The organism is Peribacillus glennii (genome assembly GCF_003429105.1).
GTDB classification, from domain to species: domain Bacteria; phylum Bacillota; class Bacilli; order Bacillales; family DSM-1321; genus Peribacillus; species Peribacillus glennii.
Window position 1 is genome coordinate 1 of record NZ_QVTD01000009.1, and the last position, 17,798, is coordinate 17,798.

The 17,798-nt window shown below is 43.0% G+C and carries 20 protein-coding genes and 1 rRNA gene; 20 read left to right on the forward strand and 1 reads right to left on the reverse strand.

Going from position 1 to position 17,798, the window contains the following annotated elements:
* Nucleotides 1–62 precede the first annotated feature (62 nt).
* The 12 genes from rrf (at nt 63) to rsmI (ending at nt 8,051) form a co-directional block, all read left to right on the forward strand.
* Nucleotides 63–179 (forward strand): 5S ribosomal RNA (gene rrf / locus D0466_RS13840).
* A gap of 178 nt (nt 180–357) precedes the next feature.
* The gene (locus D0466_RS13845; RefSeq protein WP_199484560.1) at nt 358–576 is read left to right on the forward strand and encodes a sigma factor G inhibitor Gin; all 219 of its coding nucleotides are present in this window, start codon (nt 358–360) and stop codon (nt 574–576) included.
* Nucleotides 577–725: 149 nt separating this feature from the next.
* A complete protein-coding gene (locus tag D0466_RS13850; protein ID WP_117323159.1) occupies nt 726–2,165 on the forward strand; it encodes an aminotransferase class I/II-fold pyridoxal phosphate-dependent enzyme in 1,440 nt (479 codons plus the stop codon).
* A gap of 66 nt (nt 2,166–2,231) precedes the next feature.
* Nucleotides 2,232–2,867 carry a dTMP kinase gene (gene tmk, locus D0466_RS13855; RefSeq protein WP_117323160.1) on the forward strand — a complete coding sequence of 212 codons (636 nt, stop codon included), beginning with the start codon at nt 2,232–2,234 and terminating at the stop codon, nt 2,865–2,867.
* A gap of 168 nt (nt 2,868–3,035) precedes the next feature.
* A complete protein-coding gene (locus D0466_RS13860; protein WP_117323161.1) occupies nt 3,036–3,365 on the forward strand; it encodes a cyclic-di-AMP receptor in 330 nt (109 codons plus the stop codon).
* 22 nt (nt 3,366–3,387) lie between these two features.
* Complete coding sequence (locus D0466_RS13865) at nt 3,388–3,828, forward strand: YaaR family protein (protein ID WP_117323162.1); 441 nt, start codon at nt 3,388–3,390, stop codon at nt 3,826–3,828.
* 14 nt (nt 3,829–3,842) lie between these two features.
* Nucleotides 3,843–4,850 (forward strand): DNA polymerase III subunit delta', encoded by a 1,008-nt coding sequence (gene holB / locus D0466_RS13870; protein WP_117323163.1) that lies wholly within the window; start codon nt 3,843–3,845, stop codon nt 4,848–4,850.
* On the forward strand, nt 4,843–5,670 hold the full coding sequence (locus D0466_RS13875) for a PSP1 domain-containing protein (RefSeq protein WP_117323164.1): 828 nt from the start codon (nt 4,843–4,845) through the stop codon (nt 5,668–5,670). Before holB ends, D0466_RS13875 begins: the two co-directional genes overlap by 8 nt.
* Before the next feature lie 18 nt (nt 5,671–5,688).
* Nucleotides 5,689–6,063, forward strand: a complete 375-nt coding sequence (yabA, locus tag D0466_RS13880) for a DNA replication initiation control protein YabA (protein WP_117323165.1) — start codon at nt 5,689–5,691, stop codon at nt 6,061–6,063.
* A gap of 111 nt (nt 6,064–6,174) precedes the next feature.
* A complete protein-coding gene (locus D0466_RS13885; protein ID WP_117323166.1) occupies nt 6,175–6,918 on the forward strand; it encodes a tRNA1(Val) (adenine(37)-N6)-methyltransferase in 744 nt (247 codons plus the stop codon).
* Nucleotides 6,905–7,165, forward strand: a complete 261-nt coding sequence (locus D0466_RS13890) for a GIY-YIG nuclease family protein (RefSeq protein WP_117323167.1) — start codon at nt 6,905–6,907, stop codon at nt 7,163–7,165. Before D0466_RS13885 ends, D0466_RS13890 begins: the two co-directional genes overlap by 14 nt.
* Before the next feature lies 1 nt (nt 7,166).
* Nucleotides 7,167–8,051 carry a 16S rRNA (cytidine(1402)-2'-O)-methyltransferase gene (gene rsmI / locus D0466_RS13895; RefSeq protein ID WP_117323168.1) on the forward strand — a complete coding sequence of 295 codons (885 nt, stop codon included), beginning with the start codon at nt 7,167–7,169 and terminating at the stop codon, nt 8,049–8,051.
* 312 nt (nt 8,052–8,363) lie between these two features.
* Here rsmI and D0466_RS13900 read toward each other — a convergent pair whose 3' ends face one another.
* On the reverse strand, nt 8,364–8,648 hold the full coding sequence (locus D0466_RS13900; RefSeq protein WP_117323169.1) for an AbrB/MazE/SpoVT family DNA-binding domain-containing protein: 285 nt from the start codon (nt 8,646–8,648) through the stop codon (nt 8,364–8,366).
* Nucleotides 8,649–9,321: 673 nt separating this feature from the next.
* Between D0466_RS13900 and metG the strand changes: the two genes are divergently transcribed.
* The 8 genes from metG (at nt 9,322) to D0466_RS13940 (ending at nt 17,589) form a co-directional block, all read left to right on the forward strand.
* A complete protein-coding gene (gene metG, locus D0466_RS13905) occupies nt 9,322–11,319 on the forward strand; it encodes a methionine--tRNA ligase (RefSeq protein WP_117323170.1) in 1,998 nt (665 codons plus the stop codon).
* 359 nt (nt 11,320–11,678) lie between these two features.
* Nucleotides 11,679–12,446: a TatD family hydrolase gene (locus D0466_RS13910; RefSeq protein ID WP_117323171.1), complete on the forward strand. Its 768-nt coding sequence runs from the start codon at nt 11,679–11,681 to the stop codon at nt 12,444–12,446.
* A gap of 228 nt (nt 12,447–12,674) precedes the next feature.
* A complete protein-coding gene (locus tag D0466_RS13915; RefSeq protein ID WP_233522656.1) occupies nt 12,675–13,865 on the forward strand; it encodes a G5 and 3D domain-containing protein in 1,191 nt (396 codons plus the stop codon).
* Between the two features lie 156 nt (nt 13,866–14,021).
* Nucleotides 14,022–14,585 carry a ribonuclease M5 gene (gene rnmV / locus D0466_RS13920; RefSeq protein WP_117323207.1) on the forward strand — a complete coding sequence of 188 codons (564 nt, stop codon included), beginning with the start codon at nt 14,022–14,024 and terminating at the stop codon, nt 14,583–14,585.
* Entirely contained in the window at nt 14,578–15,471 is an 894-nt protein-coding gene (gene rsmA / locus D0466_RS13925; RefSeq protein ID WP_117323172.1) for a 16S rRNA (adenine(1518)-N(6)/adenine(1519)-N(6))-dimethyltransferase RsmA, read from the forward strand. The genes rnmV and rsmA overlap by 8 nt, the downstream gene beginning before the upstream one ends.
* Before the next feature lie 309 nt (nt 15,472–15,780).
* Nucleotides 15,781–16,659, forward strand: coding sequence for a sporulation peptidase YabG (yabG, locus tag D0466_RS13930; protein WP_117323208.1), 879 nt, complete (start codon nt 15,781–15,783; stop codon nt 16,657–16,659).
* A 324-nt stretch (nt 16,660–16,983) separates the two neighbouring features.
* Nucleotides 16,984–17,235: a biofilm formation stimulator Veg gene (gene veg / locus D0466_RS13935; protein WP_101634987.1), complete on the forward strand. Its 252-nt coding sequence runs from the start codon at nt 16,984–16,986 to the stop codon at nt 17,233–17,235.
* Between the two features lie 177 nt (nt 17,236–17,412).
* On the forward strand, nt 17,413–17,589 hold the full coding sequence (locus D0466_RS13940) for a protein sspF (protein WP_142919932.1): 177 nt from the start codon (nt 17,413–17,415) through the stop codon (nt 17,587–17,589).
* Nucleotides 17,590–17,798: the final 209 nt, after the last annotated feature.

Sequence of the window (17,798 nt, forward strand, 5' to 3'; positions counted from 1 at the left end):
TTGAATACACGCAAAAGCCTTACCTGTTATCCAGTTTTGAAGGAACAACGTTCCTTTATAAGTTTGGTGATGATGGCGAAGAGGCCACACCCGTTCCCATTCCGAACACGGAAGTTAAGCTCTTCAGCGCCGATGGTAGTTGGGGGTTCTCCCCCTGTGAGAGTAGGACGTCGCCAAGCAAACAGAAGACCAGCCGGTTCAGGCTGGTCTTTTTTTTGAATCGGTCTATAAAAAACTTCATGTCAGACATACACTGAACGATTACAAATAACATACATTGTTATAGGCAGTCAGCCCATTCTCTTGAACTATTCAAAAAATTGTATACAACAGGTACCTTTTGGAGAGAATGCAGGTATGGAGGTGGAGATGTTGAATTCAACAGCAGCCAAAAAATCAGTAGGGGAAGCGTGCATAGTCTGTGAAGAGATAAAGTTGGCCGGAATACATCTTTATACAGCATTTATTTGTGAGGAATGCGAGAAAGATATCATTCATACTGATACGAATAGTCCCAAATATAAGTACTATTTAAAACAGCTGAAAAAAGTGAATAATCCTGAGATATATTCGTGAAAATTGTAAAAAAGGGAACCATTGCTTTCTAAAGTTATAACCATTGAGGTTGTACCGAGAGCATGGTTCCTTTTTAAATTGCTTTGCAAGGAATATAATATAGGTCAGGAATTGTATAGAGGTACTATTTAATTGAAGGGCGAATCAAAATGAACCATTCTAGAACACCCATATTAGATGCATTGTTAAAACATAAATCAAATAAACCTTTCCCATATCATGTGCCGGGACATAAGGGCGGGCTGGTCTTTACCGGACAGGGAAGAATGGAGTTCAAGTCAATTCTTTCTTTGGACGTAACAGAATTGGCTGGGCTGGATGATTTGCATGCGCCGGAGGGACCCATCCAAGAAGCACAGATGCTGCTTGCCGATTTATATCAATCCCGTGAAAGTTATTTTCTTGTGAATGGCACGACTGTTGGGAATATCGCCATGATAATGGCGGTTTGTCAGGAAGGGGATACCGTTTTGGTACAGCGGAATTGCCATAAATCAATTTTACATGGCTTAATGCTTGCTAATGCCAAGCCGGTATTCCTTACTCCCAGCTTTGAGGAGGAGTGGGGAGTGGCAGGGGGAGCAGACAGCTCAACGGTCGAGCATGCGTTATCCTTGTATCCAGAGGCTCGTGCAGTTATTCTGACATACCCTAATTACTATGGAATGGGAAAAGGTATTTCTCCAATCATCAACCTTGCCCATGAAAAAGGGATTCCTGTACTCGTTGATGAGGCACATGGTGCACACTTTAAGCTAGGCAGCCCTTTTTTGAATTCTTCTTTGGATGAAGGGGCCGATATTGTAGTCCACTCGGCACACAAGACCCTCCCGGCTATGACTATGGGTTCCTATCTGCATGTGAACAGCCAATTAGTGGACTCTGAAAAAGTGCGGTTTTATTTACAAATGCTCCAGTCAAGCAGCCCCTCCTATCCGATCATGGCTTCGCTGGATCTGGCCAGGGCCTATTTAGCTTCGTTTTCAGATGATGATAAAATTTCGCTTATGGAAGAGATCGGACATTTTCGGGAACAGCTCAGAGGTTTGCCAGGATTAAAGGTCCTGCAATCAGGAGGCCTGGATCCGTTAAAGGTAACGATCAGGGCCGATCACGGGGTATCCGGTTTTGAATTACAGAAAATCCTTGAGAATAAAGGAATATTTACAGAGCTTGCCGACACAAAAAATGTTTTGCTTGTAATGCCATTATTAAAAGCCGGAATGTATTTCCCTTTTTCTGAGACAGTAGAAAAGATAAGAAAAGCCATGCAGGATATACTTCCCAAAGCGACTGCGGAGAATGGAAAGGGAATTTTCGGTTATGGCCCAAGCCACCCAGTTTCCATTCTTGAGCTAAGTTATTCGGAAATGAAAGAGAAGCGGAAAAAACCCGTGCCTCTCAAAGCAAGTTCCGGGCTTATTTCCGCTGAAATGGTCACACCATATCCACCGGGAGTGCCTTTGTTGATGGCTGGAGAGTTAATAACACAGAAAAAGGTGAAGCATCTGGAAGAATTATATGCGAAGGGATCGCGTTTTCATGGGGGAAGCCTCTTGGATTCCGGAAAAATCTTGGCGTTTGAATAATACATTCTGATGTCTCCCTGTATGGTATACTTAAACCGCAAACAGGAGAACGTGGAGGTTTATAACATGAGTCGCGGATTATTTATTACAACGGAAGGGCCTGACGGGGCAGGAAAAACGACAATCATGAAAATGCTGGGAGAGTCCCTTGAGGGTCTTGGGCATAAAGTATTGTTGACCAGGGAACCAGGCGGAATCCCTATTTCTGAACAGATTAGGGAAGTGATTTTAAATACAGAAAACACGGTAATGGATAGCAGGACGGAAGCATTGCTATATGCGGCAGCAAGAAGGCAGCATTTAGTGGAAAAGGTAATTCCCGCTCTTGAAGAAGGGACCACTGTCCTTTGTGACAGGTTCATCGATAGTTCGTTGGCTTACCAGGGATATGCGAGGGGGTTGGGGATCGATGAAGTTTATGGCATTAACCGATTTGCGATTGGTGATGTAATGCCTGACCTTACCTTTTATTTCGATATCGAACCTTTAGAAGGGTTGAAAAGAATCAATGCCGGTGAAAACCGGGAAGTAAACCGGCTCGATTTAGAAGGCTTGCGATTTCATGAAAAAGTAAGAGAAGGGTATCTACAAATTATTGATCGATGGAAAGAAAGATTTTATATCATAGATGCCTCCCAGGAGATTGAAAAGGTATTCAGGGATACGGAAACAAGGCTTCTTGAAAAATTGGGTGCCGTGTAATCCTCGTGAAATCGGTGGATCCCAATGATTTATGTTTCCTGGAACTTTCAGGTTATTTTGCTGATAAATGCCTATTTTGACTCTTTCAAGGGTATTGATAATGGTATATTATAAAAAAAACGCGCTATGCACTAATTTAAAATATGTGGTTTCGGAGGGTGACCTGAGATGAAAATGATTATTGCGGTAGTTCAGGATAAAGATAGCCATCGACTTCTTAACCAATTGGTAGACCATAACTTCAGGGCAACCAAGCTCGCGACAACCGGAGGTTTTTTAAAATCAGGCAATACGACCTTCATGATAGGGACCGAGGATATTCGTGTCGATAAATGCCTTGAGATCATTAAGGAAAACTGCCAGTCCCGTCAGCAGCTAGTTGCTCCTGTATCTCCCATGGGGGGAAATGCCGATTCTTATGTCCCTTACCCGGTGGAAATAGAAGTGGGCGGAGCTACAGTCTTTGTATTGCCGATCGAAAGCTTTGTCCAATTTTAATCAGAAAGCATGGTGCACATAAATGAAAATCAATCAAGACCATCATGTGAAGATGGATAAAGTAAGGCAGGATGCAAGGCTGGTTCAGGCAGACAGCGGCAAGTTCAGGCAGCTTGTACAAAAACAGGACCAGAAAATGCAGTTTGATACCTTAACTAAATTGTTGGGCGACATCCAGGGCGCAGGGGAAAGACTCAGCAAATCCCGCACGTTTAAGGATTTAGCGAAATATAAAACATTGGTAAAACGTTTTGTCCGGGAAGCTGTCGATTTTGGGATGGATTTAAAGCAATCACAAAGCTGGAATGCCTATGGGCAAAGCAGGCCATTAAAAATTGTGGAAACAATCGACGAAAAACTGGTAGAGCTAACGGAACAAATTCTACAGGATGAAAAAAGCTCAATCGATATATTGGACAAAATCGGAGAAGTAAAAGGGCTTCTAATCAATTTATACACATAAGGCAGTGGAATGTGATGTCGAATACATGGCAGGAACTAACAGAAATACAGCCTGAAGCAATGTTGATGCTGAAAAACAGTATTACAAAGGACCGGGTGGCGCATGCTTATCTTCTGGAAGGGGAAAAAGGGACTGGTAAAAAGGCAATGGGAATCGCTTTTGCGAAAAGCCTGTTATGCCAACAGCCGTCGGAAGGATATCTCCCATGTGAACAATGCAGCAATTGCAGGCGGATTAAAAGTGGAAATCACCCGGATGTCCATTTGGTAGAGCCGGAAGGACTTTCTATAAAAAAAGAGCAGATTAAAAATCTACAAGAAGAGTTTACTAAGAAAAGTGTCGAAGCGAACAGGAAGATTTATACCATTGTAGCTGCTGATAGAATGTCGGTTCAGGCGGCAAACAGCTTGCTTAAATTTTTGGAAGAACCACAATCTGAAACGGTCGCCATCCTGATGACTGAACAAATTCAGCGCATGTTACCCACGATATTATCCAGATGCCAAATCATAAAATTAAGGCCTTTATCCCCCCAGAATGTGAAAAAAAAGTTAATGGAGCATGATATAGATAGCCAAACCGCTTCAATTGTCTCTTTTATTACCCAAAACTTGGAAGAGGGATTACGCATAAGTGCCGAGGAATGGTTTGCACAAGCTCAAAAAATAGTGTTAAAATTATATGAAGTGCTACAATCAAATCCAATGAGGGCTCTTGTTTATCTTCAGGAGGAATGGTTTTTGCACTTTAAGGAGAAAGAGCAGCTAGACAGAGGTCTGGACGTATTATTTCTTATCTATAAGGATTTATTATACATTCAGTTGGACAAGCGGAATCTGGTTATTTTTCAAAATAAACTGGGAGAGTTTGAATCGCATGCTCTTCAGATTTCCCAGAAGCGCCTGGCTGACAAAATGGGCCATATTTTAGAAGCGAAGAGGAAGCTGATGTCCAATACAAATCCACAGCTGTTGATGGAACAGCTTGTGCTGAATTTGCAGGAGGGATCATCATTTGTATGATGTTGTAGGAGTCCGCTTTAAAAAAGCGGGTAAAATATACTACTTTGACCCGGGAGAGCTTTTGATTCCAAAAGATGAATTCGTGATAGTCGAAACGGTTCGCGGAGTGGAATTCGGCAAGGTCGTAACAGCCCGGAAACAGGTAGATGATAAGGATGTTGTACTGCCGCTGAAGAAAGTCCTTCGTATTGCAGATACAAAGGACAGGATGATTGTGGAAGAAAACAAATCGGCTGCGCAGGAAGCGTATGACACTTGCTGCCAAAAAGTTGAAGAGCATAAGTTGGATATGAAGCTTGTTGATGTTGAATATACGTTTGATAGAAATAAAGTCGTTTTTTATTTTACTGCTGACGGTCGTGTTGATTTCCGGGACTTAGTCAAGGATCTTGCCGCAATCTTCCGGACACGGATTGAATTGCGGCAGATCGGTGTTCGTGATGAAGCGAAAATGCTGGGAGGAATCGGCCCTTGCGGCAGGATGCTTTGCTGCTCGACTTTTCTGGGCGATTTTGAGCCGGTCTCGATTAAAATGGCCAAAGACCAGAATCTTTCGTTAAATCCAACGAAAATTTCAGGATTATGCGGACGCTTGATGTGCTGCTTGAAATATGAAAATGATGAGTACGAAACTGCAAAGGAATTGCTTCCTGACCTGGGTGAAATGATTGATACACCTGGAGGAAAAGGCAAGGTAGTTGGGCTTAATATTCTAGAACGAGTACTTCAGGTTGAATTAATCGAACAAGAAAGAGTATTAGAGTATACTTTAGATGAAATTCTAAAAGAGGGAGCCGTTTCTATTCAAGCCACAGATTGATAAGGTGGTGGGAGAGCGTTGGATAAGAAAGAAATTTTTGATTCGGTCACTAGCATGGAAACCCAAATCGGCCAGCTTTATACCCAGCTTGGAGAATTGAAACAGCATTTAGCGGAAATTCTGGAAGAGAACCACTCGTTAAAGCTTGAAAATGAGCATTTACGCCGAAGATTGGATCATGTAGAGAATAAAGGCTCTTCAGAAAAAAGTTCTTCCAGGAAGTCAAAAGCCCTGCAGGCTGGCAAAGGCGAGAAGGTGCATGATGTCGGGGAAGGCTACGACAATCTGGCCCGTCTTTATCAGGAAGGTTTTCATATTTGCAACCTTCATTTTGGCAGTCTAAGAAAAGACGGAGATTGCCTGTTCTGTTTATCATTTTTAAATAAAAAATAATTCCAGGGGATGACTCATAAGGGGTCTGGCACTCTCGCCGCAGAGGGGACAGGCAGCCTACTGCCAGAGTCACCCCTTTTTTCTTGTCGTAGATCAGAAGGAGGGTCAAGAGTGACTGAATTAAAAGGAGATGAACGCCTGGACTATTTGCTGGCCGAAAAGCTCCGCATCATCCAAAGCCCATCTGTTTTTTCATTTTCATTAGATGCGGTCCTGCTGTCTAAATTTGTGCATGTTCCAATCCAAAAGGGAAATATCGTTGATTTATGCGCCGGCAACGGGGTAATTCCATTATTATTGAGTACAAGGACAAAAGGGAAGATAACAGGAATCGAAATCCAGGAGCGGCTTTTTGATATGGCGAAGCGGACTGTTGAATATAACCAGCTGGATGGGCAAATTAAGATGGTTCATGGGGATATCAAGGAAGCACCTGGGGAAATTGGTTATAGTAAGTTTGACGTTGTCACATGCAATCCTCCTTATTTTCCAACTCCATCACAGGAAGAAATCAATCAAAATGAACATTACGCAATTGCCAGGCATGAAATTCTGTGCACGATAGAAGATGTGGTCCGTGTAAGCAGCCAGCTTCTGCGGCAGGGCGGAAAAGCAGCTTTCGTACATAGGCCGGGCCGGTTGATGGATATTTTAAGCTTGATGAGACAGTACAGGCTGGAACCGAAGCGGCTGCAATTTGTTTATCCGAAAGCGGGCAAGGAAGCCAATACGATCCTAATAGAGGGCATCAAGGATGGAAGCCCCGACTTAAAGGTGTTGCCTCCGCTTGTCGTTTATAATGATAATCATGAGTATAATCCCAACATCAGAAGGATTCTATATGGGGAAGAGTGAACATTTTTTTTATGTATTGAGATGCAAGGATGGCAGCCTATATGCCGGCTATACCAATAATCTGGAGAAGCGCATCCATCTGCATAATGAAGGAAAAGGAGCTAAATATACACGGGGACGCGGCCCTGTTGAACTCATATATCATGAAACTTTTTCAAACAAGACCGAGGCAATGCAGGCGGAATATAGATTTAAACAGATGGAAAAAAAAGCGAAATTGAAATATATAAAAGGGGCGTGTACATGACATGTGGCAGCAGAAGAGTTTTGAGAATGAGGGAAACAAACCGTTGTTATATTTAGTACCGACGCCCATCGGGAATCTCGAGGACATTAGTTTTCGTGCAGTAAGGATTCTAAAGGAGGCCGATGTTATAGCGGCCGAAGATACGAGGAATACAAGGAAGCTTTGCAACTATTTTGAAATTGAGACCCAGGTGATCAGTTATCATGAGCATAATAAGGAAGCAAGCGGAAGGCATATAATTGAACGTCTTCTATCAGGCCAGACGGTCGCACTTGTAAGTGACGCCGGAATGCCGACCATTTCGGATCCCGGTTATGAGCTTGTAAAGGAAGCGTTGGCGGAAAAAATAGCGGTAGTCCCGCTGCCTGGTGCAAATGCCGCTCTCACTGCATTGATTTCATCAGGTCTTCCTCCCCAGCCCTTTTATTTCTATGGCTTCCTTCCCCGAAGTACAAAGGAAAAGAAGCACGAGTTGGAAACCCTTAAAAAAGTAACTGCTACCTGGATATTATATGAATCCCCTCACAGGTTAAAAGATACATTAAAGACCTTGCTTGAAATATTGGGGGACAGGCAGATTGTCCTTTGCCGGGAACTGACCAAAAAGTTTGAAGAGTTCATTCGAGGGAATTTGCGTGACATACTGGCCTGGGCCTCTGAATCGGATATTCGGGGAGAGTTCTGCGTGATTATAGAAGGGGCGTCACAATCCGAAGAACAGGAACAGGAAATGTGGTGGAACGGCATGGAAGTGACGGAACATGTCAACCATTACATAAAAGAGCACAGTGTAAATTCTAAGGATGCAATCAAACAAGTAGCGAAAGACCGCGGCATGCAAAAGCGGGACGTTTATCAGGCTTATCATGTTGATGATGAAAGTTAGCGGTCTGTTAGAAAATTCGCTGGTTGTTGGGCCTGTTTAAAGGTGAAGACAGAGGAGTAGTTGAGTCGTACAGGATGTGGATTTCACAGGCGCTGCTGCAGGAAGGAAAGTTTTACAACTGTCCTTTTCTGCGAAAGAAAGGCTTCCGTAAAACGGAAGCCTTATGTCATATATAAGTTGATCTGTTTTTTGGTTTATCTCTGCATTTGCACAAGCTTTCAGCTGATGAAAAACATGTTAAAAACGTAGTTTCACCATGATCGAGCCCATAAAATATGTGTCAATAGCTATAAACTAGGGCTTCTATCAAAATTATTTTGCTGCAAGGAAATTGTCCTGAATTTCCTTAAGAAGCTGTTCAGCGCCTTCACGGCTAAGGACCAGTTTCCCGCCGGCCAGAGCGACATTATCGTCAGAAACTTCGCCTGTAACCTGACAAGTCATGTTTGGCTTGTATTTCTTCAGGATGATACGCTCATCATCTACGTAAATTTCCAAGGCATCCTTCTCGGCAATTCCTAATGTGCGGCGCAGTTCAATCGGAATAACCACACGCCCTAATTCATCGACTTTACGGACAATACCAGTAGATTTCATTTTGTGTTTCCCCTCTCAATTCAAATCTAGTACCACGTCTCTTTATTTTTTTCGTCATTATTCGACAAATTTCTCTATAGCTAAATAATACCAGCCATTTCCAAATCCGTCAATAATTTTATTACCTAAATTTTTCAATTCATTTTGTACCATCACTCAATGCCTTATAAACAAGGGGGAAGATGACTTGTTCATTTTTGCGGGACTGAAATTACTGAAGAACTTTTGGCGGGAAGAAGTGACAAGGTAAAAAGATACTATTGATTTTTTCGACATTAGTCGACAATATCCTAAAAATATATGTCTATTGAAAAGAGCAACCATATGCTCTTTTTATTGTGTGTTACATCTATTATAAACTAATTGGGAATCAGTCTCAATTAATTAGTTTACAGATAAATGGCAAAAGAACAGTTATCTATTTCCTTATGGGATATTCCTTCCTGTTGCACATTTTTTGATTTTTAGGTATATTTTGTTGGTAGAAGAGGTTATGATGACATAGTAGATAGCTTGAAATCAACTCGGCATGCCTATAGAACCGGCTAATTTTTTTGCAAATTCCACTTGCAGTATTTTACATTAGCTCTCGTCCAGTGGGCGGGGGCTTTTTCATTTTTATGGATCCACATTTTATCGATATTCAGGTGAAGAGAAAACTGGAGGGAATATGATGAAGGATAAACTAAAGACATTTTATCTCACGACCCCGATTTATTATCCAAGCGGAAATTTACATATTGGACATGCTTATACAACAGTCGCCGGTGATGCGATGGCCCGTTATAAACGGATGAGGGGCTTTGATGTCATGTACCTGACAGGAACGGACGAGCATGGCCAAAAGATCCAGCGGAAGGCGGAAGAAAAGGGCATTACCCCTCAAGAATACGTCGACGGTATCGTTTCGGGCATCAAGGATCTGTGGAAAAAACTTGACATATCTTATGATGACTTTATCAGGACGACAGAAGCCCGGCATAAAGATGTCGTAGAAAAATTATTTCAAAAGCTTCTGGACCAGGGGGATATCTATTTAGGCCAATATGAAGGATGGTATTCCGTCCCGGATGAAACCTATTATACAGAAACCCAGTTGGTAGATCCGATCATGGAAAACGGAAAGATTGTAGGGGGCAAAAGCCCGGACAGCGGTCATCCTGTCGAGCTTGTGAAGGAAGAATCCTATTTCTTCAGAATGAGCAAATATGCTAACAGACTTCTTAAATATTATGAAGAAAACCCAGAGTTCATCCTGCCGGAATCCCGGAAAAATGAAATGATTAACAACTTCATTAAGCCAGGTCTGGAAGACCTTGCTGTTTCAAGGACTACTTTTGACTGGGGAATCAAAGTGCCCGGGGATCCGAAGCATGTGATTTACGTATGGATAGATGCACTTTCTAATTATATTACCGCACTAGGGTATGGAAAAGAGGACGATTCCAAGTATCTAAATTACTGGCCTGCAGATGTCCATATCGTTGGAAAAGAAATTGTCCGCTTCCATACAATTTACTGGCCAATCATGCTGATGGCATTGGATTTGCCGCTTCCCAAAAAGGTTTTTGCCCATGGATGGCTGCTCATGAAGGATGGGAAAATGTCAAAGTCAAAGGGGAATGTAGTTGATCCGGTTACGCTTATCGACCGCTACGGCCTCGATGAACTGCGTTATTACCTGCTTCGCGAGGTTCCTTTCGGCTCGGATGGCGTTTTCACTCCGGAGGGCTTTGTGGAAAGGATAAACTTCGATCTTGCTAATGATCTTGGAAATCTGCTGAATCGTACAGTAGCGATGATTGATAAATATTTTGACGGGGTGATCCCAGACTATAATGGTTCCGAACGCGAATATGAGAAATCGCTTCAGGAAGTGAATCAAACAACTGTGGCCAAGTATGAAGAAGCTATGGAAAAGATGGAGTTCTCGATTGCATTGACGAGCGTTTGGCAGCTGGTGAGCAGGACCAATAAATTTATTGATGAAACCCAGCCATGGGCACTAGCGAAAGATGAAGCGAAGCGCGATGAGCTTGCAAGCAGCATGGTTCATCTGGCAGAGTCATTAAGAAGAATCGCGATATTGCTGCAGCCTTTCCTGACAAAAACACCTGGAAAGATTTTTGAGCAGTTAAACATCACGGATGATACTTTGAAAGCTTGGGACAGCCTTGAGCAATTCGGGCACATTCCTTCCGGCACAAAGGTCGTAAAAGGGAACCCGATTTTCCCAAGATTAGAAATGGAAGAAGAAATTCAATATATTAAAGGACAAATGCAAGGTGGTTCACCAAACCAGGAACATACGATGGAAGAAGCAAGACAGGATGAAACCCCGGAAGTAGACGAAATCACCATCGATGACTTTATGAAAGTGGAATTGCGTGTGGCTCAAGTTCTTGAAGTGGAACCGGTCAAAAAAGCAGATAAACTTCTAAAGCTGCAGCTTGACCTTGGCTATGAAAGAAGGCAAGTGGTTTCCGGAATTGCGCAATATTATAAACCAGAAGAGCTCGTGGGCAAAAAAGTCATTTGTGTAACGAATTTAAAACCAGTCAAGCTCCGCGGAGAATTATCCCAGGGGATGATCCTTGCCGGAAGCTCTGACGGCAAATTGGCGGTCGCTACTGTTGATTCATCATTGCCAAATGGTTCAAAGGTGAAATAAAGAATATGTGAGGAAGGGGGCTAATGCTGGTTGTATAGCCCTCTTTTTCATCTGCTTCATATTCTACAATTAACCCCTCATTGTGATAAATATGTTTCACATGGAACATGTTTCTATTCGAAAATTGTGTTAAGGAAGTTCTTTTTTAGGTTCGGTGTGAAGAGTTTTTTTTAGGAAAATTAAGCAAGATAATGAGGGAGCTCGAGGCAAATTGTTTTTCAAACTTATTTTGTCTTTGTAGAATAAAGGGAAATTTCCCCGAACAGCTTGATATATTCTCTGTAATATATTTGTTACATAATTGTGAAACATGAAAACTTCTATTTTGTAATACATTATTGCTAGAAAGGACGAAAACCATGTTATTTGATACACATGTTCATTTAAACGCGGAACAATTCGAGGATGATGTAGAAGAGGTGATTGAAAGGGCAAAGTCAGCAGGGGTTTCAAATGTCGTAGTGGTGGGCTTTGATCGGCTGACGATTCTCCGGGCCATGGAGCTAGTGGAACAATATGACTTCATGTACGCTAGCGTAGGATGGCATCCGGTAGACGCGATAGACATGACGGAGCAAGATTTAAACTGGATTGAGGAGCTGGCAAGCCATCCGAAGGTAGTCGCAATCGGCGAAATGGGACTTGACTATCATTGGGATAAGTCTCCGAAAGAGATACAGAAGGATGTATTCCGAAAGCAAATCCGGCTGGCAAAGAAAGTAAAGCTGCCGATCATTATTCATAATCGGGAAGCAACTGCGGATATAGTAGAAATCCTTGAAGAGGAAAACGCCGCTGAAGTCGGAGGGATCATGCATTGCTTTAGCGGGAGTGCCGAAACGGCAAAAAAATGCGTGGAAATGAATTTCTACATTTCTCTTGGGGGACCGGTTACTTTTAAAAATGCCAAGAAACCGAAGGAAGTTGCGGCAGAGATCCCTCTCGACCGCCTATTAATCGAAACGGATTGTCCTTATCTTGCCCCTCATCCACACAGGGGAAAGAGAAATGAACCAGCGTATGTGAAACTCGTCGCAGAACAAATTGCAGAAATCAAAAACATAAGTTTGGAAGAAGTAGGAGAGGTAACAACCCGGAATGCAAGAAAATTATTCGGCATCAACTGACAGTAAATGCTGTCGGTTTGCCGCAAAGCTTGTCCGAAGAAATCCTTTTTCTAAAAAGTTCTACAAATCTTCATCGTTTAATAGAATAACGTTGTCGAGAAGTCCCCCTTTTCAATCTGAGAGATTGTATGCATAATAAGAGATACTTTCCGGGGGCGAAAAGTGGATTGATTCACAGCTAAGTTGCAAGGTCTATATAATCACCGAGAGGAAGGAGGAGTTTTTTCATTGTCAATAACTTTGAAAAACCTGAATCCCATGTCTTTTGGGAAAAAGAGACTTACCATTGCCCTAAGCAGCACAGCAGCAGCTGCGGCAGCAATGGGATTGTTGTTCTATCAAGGGACGAAACAAACGGTAGAGCTTGAATTAGATGGACAAAAGCAGGTAGTCAGGACGCATGCTACTACCATCGATGATATTTTTAAAGATTTAAAGATTCGCGTCAAATCTGAAGATTATCTGTATCCCTCGGGTAACAGCAAGGTGAAAGATAATCTTAAAGTGGTTTGGGAACCCTCGCGTGAAATCGGAATTGTGGAAAATGGGAAAGAAAAGAAAGTTATTTCTACAGCTGATAATGTCGGGGAACTTCTGAAGGAACAGAAGCTAACAGTTACCGCACATGATAAGGTAAGCCCTTCCCTTGATACAGTGCTTCATGACAAAACGAAAATCTCGATCGAGAAAGCTTTTCCGCTATCGCTGGTGGTAGGTGGATCGAAGAGGCAGGTCTGGTCAACTTCGACTACGGTCGCTGACTTTTTAAGACAACAAGGTGTGAAACTAAATAAATTAGACCGCGTTGAACCAGGATTGGGTGAAGACGTTAAAGCAGGGAAAGCCATAAACGTCATACGAGTTGAAAAGGTCACCGATGTAGTGGAAGAACCAGTGAACTACAAAGTAAAAACCAAAAAGGATTCCAGTTTAGCAAAAGGGAAAGAGAAACTCATCCGTGCCGGTAAAAACGGGCTGGTCTCAAGGCAATATTCAGTTGTCAAAGAAAACGGCAAGGAAATAAAGCGACAGCTTCTTTCAGAAACAATGGTCAAACGCAAGGCGGATAAGGTGGTTGCTGTCGGGACGAACAGCTTAGTCACCCACGTTTCTGCTGCAGACCAAGGTGGTAGGGAATTATTCGTATCCTCGACTGCTTATACAGCAGGATGTAACGGGTGCTCAGGAATAACGGCAACAGGCATCAACTTAAAGTCGAATCCGGGCGCAAAAGTCATTGCAGTTGACCCAAGGGTAATCCCGCTTGGTTCACGAGTGTTTGTGGAAGGGTATGGCTATGCGATTGCGGGTGATACAGGCGGCGCAATCAAAGGTCACAAAATTGACGTGTTTTTCCCTTCTAAATCCCAGGCTTACCGCTGGGGAAGAAAGCAGGTTAAAATAAGGGTCATGAATTAGTACAATGAAGCGCAGGGGATGGTTTTATATCCTCTGCCTTTTTGCGTTATAATGGAAAGAGCAGATTGGGATGGAACATCGTCTAAAAATCCTTCACGCCTTGTGGAAAATTCAAGGCCACCACATCCTGATGAAGCTGATGAAGCGGAGGAAATTATGAAGAAGATAAAAGAGATCATTGTCGTCGAAGGCAAGGACGATACTGTTGCGATAAAAAGGGCGGTCAATGCGGATACTATTGAAACGAATGGGTCTGCAGTGGATCAAGCAGTGATTGATCAAGTGAGGCTTGCCCAGAAAATGCGGGGGGTCATCATTTTTACCGACCCGGATTTTCCAGGCCAAAAAATAAGAAATAAAATTGCTGAACAAGTCAGCGGGTGCAAGCATGCTTTTATTGCAAAACAAGATGCCCTGCCCAAATCAGGAAAGGGTATCGGCGTTGAGCACGCCTCACCGGAAACGATACGGGCTGCCCTGAAAGATGCAAAGACCATGGATGAGGAAGCAAAAGAAGTAATTACCCAGCAGGATCTCATGGATGCCGGCCTGATTGGCGGTCCGGGGTCAAGGGATAGAAGGGAAAAGCTTGGGATCATTCTGAAGATAGGCTTTACGAATGGGAAGCAGCTGCATAAAAGGCTGATGATGTTCCAAATCTCAAAGGAAGAATTTATTAAAGCGCTAGAACAGCTTAAACAGGAGGAAGGACATGCATAAGGATATTGCAACTCCCGTCAGGACTAAAGGAATACTAGAGAAATATGGCTTTTCCTTCAAAAAGAGCTTAGGACAAAACTTCCTGATCGATACGAACATTTTAAATCGAATTGTCGACCATGCAGAACTCACAGAAAATAGCGGTACCATCGAGATTGGACCGGGAATTGGGGCGTTGACGGAACAGCTGGCAAAACGAAGCAAAAAAGTAACAGCGTTTGAAATTGACCAGCGGCTGCTTCCCATTTTGCGCGATACACTTTCACTCTATGATAATGTAAAAATCATTCACCAGGATATTTTAAAAGCGGATGTAAAGCAAGTCATCAGTGAGGAGTTTGACGGTTTGGAGGATTTGATGGTCGTGGCAAACCTCCCTTATTATGTCACGACACCGATCATTATGAAGCTGCTTACGGACCACCTTCCCATCCGCGGGATCGTCGTCATGCTTCAGAAGGAAGTGGCTGACCGGATCTCAGCCAGACCGGGTACGAAGGATTATGGATCATTATCAATCGCCATCCAGTATTACACCGAAGCGGAAACGGTGATGATTGTGCCGAAAACGGTTTTTGTCCCTCAGCCTAATGTCGATTCTGCAGTGATCAGGCTGACAATCCGGGAAAAGCCGATTGTGGAAGTCAAGGATGAGGATTTCTTTTTTACTGTAACAAGGGCCAGTTTTGCTCAGCGAAGGAAAACCATCCTGAATAATTTAACAAGCCAGCTCCCGGAAGGAAAGGCCAGGAAGGATCTCATCCTGCAGGCACTGGAACGAACGGCGATTGACCCGGTCAGAAGAGGGGAAACACTGTCGATCGAAGAGTTTGGCAGGCTAAGCGATGCCCTTTATGACCATTTTCAAGATGATAGGCGATCATAATTTAAGCTGTAAAGATAGGCGTGCGACAGACTTCCAGCAGGGGAGCTGCTTTGGCCGGTTCATTGCACGAAGGAGAGCATAGCTTTTCGAGGATGTGGTCAAGTGATGTTTGCGGACAGGACGTGGCAGGTGTTAGTCGATGTCCTTTAATACAGGGCGCTTGCACTTTTCTTAAATACAGGAAATAGGAACATGTATACGTGGTTCTCTTGGGGCACTCACCAATTCAATGATGGCTGCATAGCCTATCAGGAATCATTATTTTCTGGAGCAGGCGAAATGAATGCATCTTGTATAGAGGGTGACTCCATGAGTTTACAAGTGAACGATGTTGTTGCACGAAAATCTTACGGTTGTGATGTTTTATTCCGGATTATCGATGTCGGTATCAACCGGGGGGAACGAGAAGCAGTATTGTATGGAGAGGATTTCCGCTTGATCGCAGATGCCCCATTCGAAGATCTGGTCCTTATCAATGAGGAAGAAAGAAGCCACCGCCAAAGGACGGATGAAGCTCTTCAAAAACAATCGTATCTTCTGTTTTCCCAGGAGAAGGAATTATTACGGCAAAAAAGTGAATATTTATCAAGCAATGGTTACAGATACAGCGGAGAGTATTTTCAAATTCCGGGCAGGGTGCTGCATGTGGACGGGGATCCTTCTTACTTAAGGAAATGCCTTGACCTTTATGCAAAAATCGGGATTCCCGTAAAAGGCATTTATTGCAATGAGAAAGAAATGCCTGACCGGATAAGTTCACTTCTGGACCTTTACCGGCCTGATATTTTAGTAATCACAGGACATGACGCATATACGAAATCAAAAGGGAAAAAAACGGATCTGGATGCATACAGGCATTCCAGGGAGTTTGGCCAAACAGTCGTGGAGGCAAGGAAAAAAATCCCGAACCTCGACCAATTGATTATTTTTGCCGGGGCCTGCCAGTCACACTTTGAATCACTTATCCAGGCAGGGGCGAATTTTGCCAGCTCCCCTCAAAGGGTTAACATTCATGCATTGGATCCTGTCTATATTGTCGCGAAAATCAGCTTTACACCGTTCCGGGAGTATATACATGTCTGGGACGTCCTGAGAAATACATTGACCGGAGAAAAAGGATTGGGCGGTGTTGACACAAAAGGGGTTCTCCGTACCGGCTTGCCTTATAATATGCCGAATGACGAGTAAAGGCTGCACGTACATCAATGCAGCCTCTGTTTTTTATAGAATTAATGCAAGATATGACAGGAAAATACATATTTTTTCATGAACCGACCATACTAAGGTTACCTTCAGGTGAGTGGTGCGGCTCTAAAGAGCAGGTTCCCATTTGGAAATCCGCATCTTGATTGAAAAATGGCATTGAGTCATTTCCCAATAAATATTACATGTTCGGCATAATTTGCGTTAAAAAACCATTGACAAACAAATTTAAGAGTTGATATAATTTAGTATTTTGTTTGACTTTAGTTTGAAGTTTGTGATATACTACACTCAGTGAGGTGGACCGAAATGCCAAAAACTTTAGCTGATATTAAAAAAGCGCTTGATTCCAATTTAGGAAATCGGTTGCTTTTAAAAGCGAACGGCGGAAGAAGAAAAACGGTTGAACGTTTTGGGACGTTAGCAGAAACTTATCCGTCTGTATTTGTGATTGAGCTCGACCAGGATGAGAATGCATTTGAGAGAGTCTCATACAGCTATGCTGATGTATTAACGGAAACCGTACAATTAACATTCTTGAATAAACAGCAGGAGATGTAAGTCTTTGTGGGCAGCAAACTTTGTTTGCTGCCTTTTAAATTGGACAAAAAAGGAAAGCGACGACTGCACTGCCTGAAAACGGCGGGATTGTATACATCCGAAAAAATCTTCTCATGAAAAGCCTAAACTGGCAAAACCTATTCTTGTCACAGCATCCCGAAAAGGAGTTGTTCGCATTTGGGCAGAAGAAGGGGCGTTATGTCAGAACGATTTAAAGAAGAACTGGCAAAAGAACTTGGCTTTTACGATGTAGTCCAAAAAGAAGGCTGGGGCGGCATACGGGCACGGGATGCCGGAAATTTGGTGAAGCTTGCGATTGAAAAGGCTCAAGGCCAGATGATGGGCAAAGGGTGACGGCCGTGTTTCTGCGAACTTTCTTTCAAATAGAACTACTGCTTATGCTGGACACAAAGGATTAAATCAGGCTGGGTTCCTTCTGGTCTCCTTGACATGGGGATCATAAGAGGGATTCCGGCCGCTTTTTCTTTCAGGGAATTAGCCCATTCCTGAAAATTGAGCTTGCTTACATTGAAAATAACCATACAAAACATTTAGAATGGATT

What these genes read in the sequence shown, in the direction of transcription:
- D0466_RS13845 (WP_199484560.1), top strand. Translation starts at nt 358, where the DNA reads ATGGAGGTGGAGATGTTGAATTCAACAGCAGCCAAAAAATCAGTAGGG.
- D0466_RS13850 (WP_117323159.1), top strand. Translation starts at nt 726, where the DNA reads ATGAACCATTCTAGAACACCCATATTAGATGCATTGTTAAAACATAAA.
- tmk (WP_117323160.1), top strand. Translation starts at nt 2,232, where the DNA reads ATGAGTCGCGGATTATTTATTACAACGGAAGGGCCTGACGGGGCAGGA.
- D0466_RS13860 (WP_117323161.1), top strand. Translation starts at nt 3,036, where the DNA reads ATGAAAATGATTATTGCGGTAGTTCAGGATAAAGATAGCCATCGACTT.
- D0466_RS13865 (WP_117323162.1), top strand. Translation starts at nt 3,388, where the DNA reads ATGAAAATCAATCAAGACCATCATGTGAAGATGGATAAAGTAAGGCAG.
- holB (WP_117323163.1), top strand. Translation starts at nt 3,843, where the DNA reads ATGTCGAATACATGGCAGGAACTAACAGAAATACAGCCTGAAGCAATG.
- D0466_RS13890 (WP_117323167.1), top strand. Translation starts at nt 6,905, where the DNA reads ATGGGGAAGAGTGAACATTTTTTTTATGTATTGAGATGCAAGGATGGC.
- rsmI (WP_117323168.1), top strand. Translation starts at nt 7,167, where the DNA reads ATGTGGCAGCAGAAGAGTTTTGAGAATGAGGGAAACAAACCGTTGTTA.
- D0466_RS13900 (WP_117323169.1), bottom strand. Translation starts at nt 8,648, where the DNA reads ATGAAATCTACTGGTATTGTCCGTAAAGTCGATGAATTAGGGCGTGTG.
- metG (WP_117323170.1), top strand. Translation starts at nt 9,322, where the DNA reads ATGAAGGATAAACTAAAGACATTTTATCTCACGACCCCGATTTATTAT.
- D0466_RS13910 (WP_117323171.1), top strand. Translation starts at nt 11,679, where the DNA reads ATGTTATTTGATACACATGTTCATTTAAACGCGGAACAATTCGAGGAT.
- rnmV (WP_117323207.1), top strand. Translation starts at nt 14,022, where the DNA reads ATGAAGAAGATAAAAGAGATCATTGTCGTCGAAGGCAAGGACGATACT.
- rsmA (WP_117323172.1), top strand. Translation starts at nt 14,578, where the DNA reads ATGCATAAGGATATTGCAACTCCCGTCAGGACTAAAGGAATACTAGAG.
- yabG (WP_117323208.1), top strand. Translation starts at nt 15,781, where the DNA reads ATGAGTTTACAAGTGAACGATGTTGTTGCACGAAAATCTTACGGTTGT.
- veg (WP_101634987.1), top strand. Translation starts at nt 16,984, where the DNA reads ATGCCAAAAACTTTAGCTGATATTAAAAAAGCGCTTGATTCCAATTTA.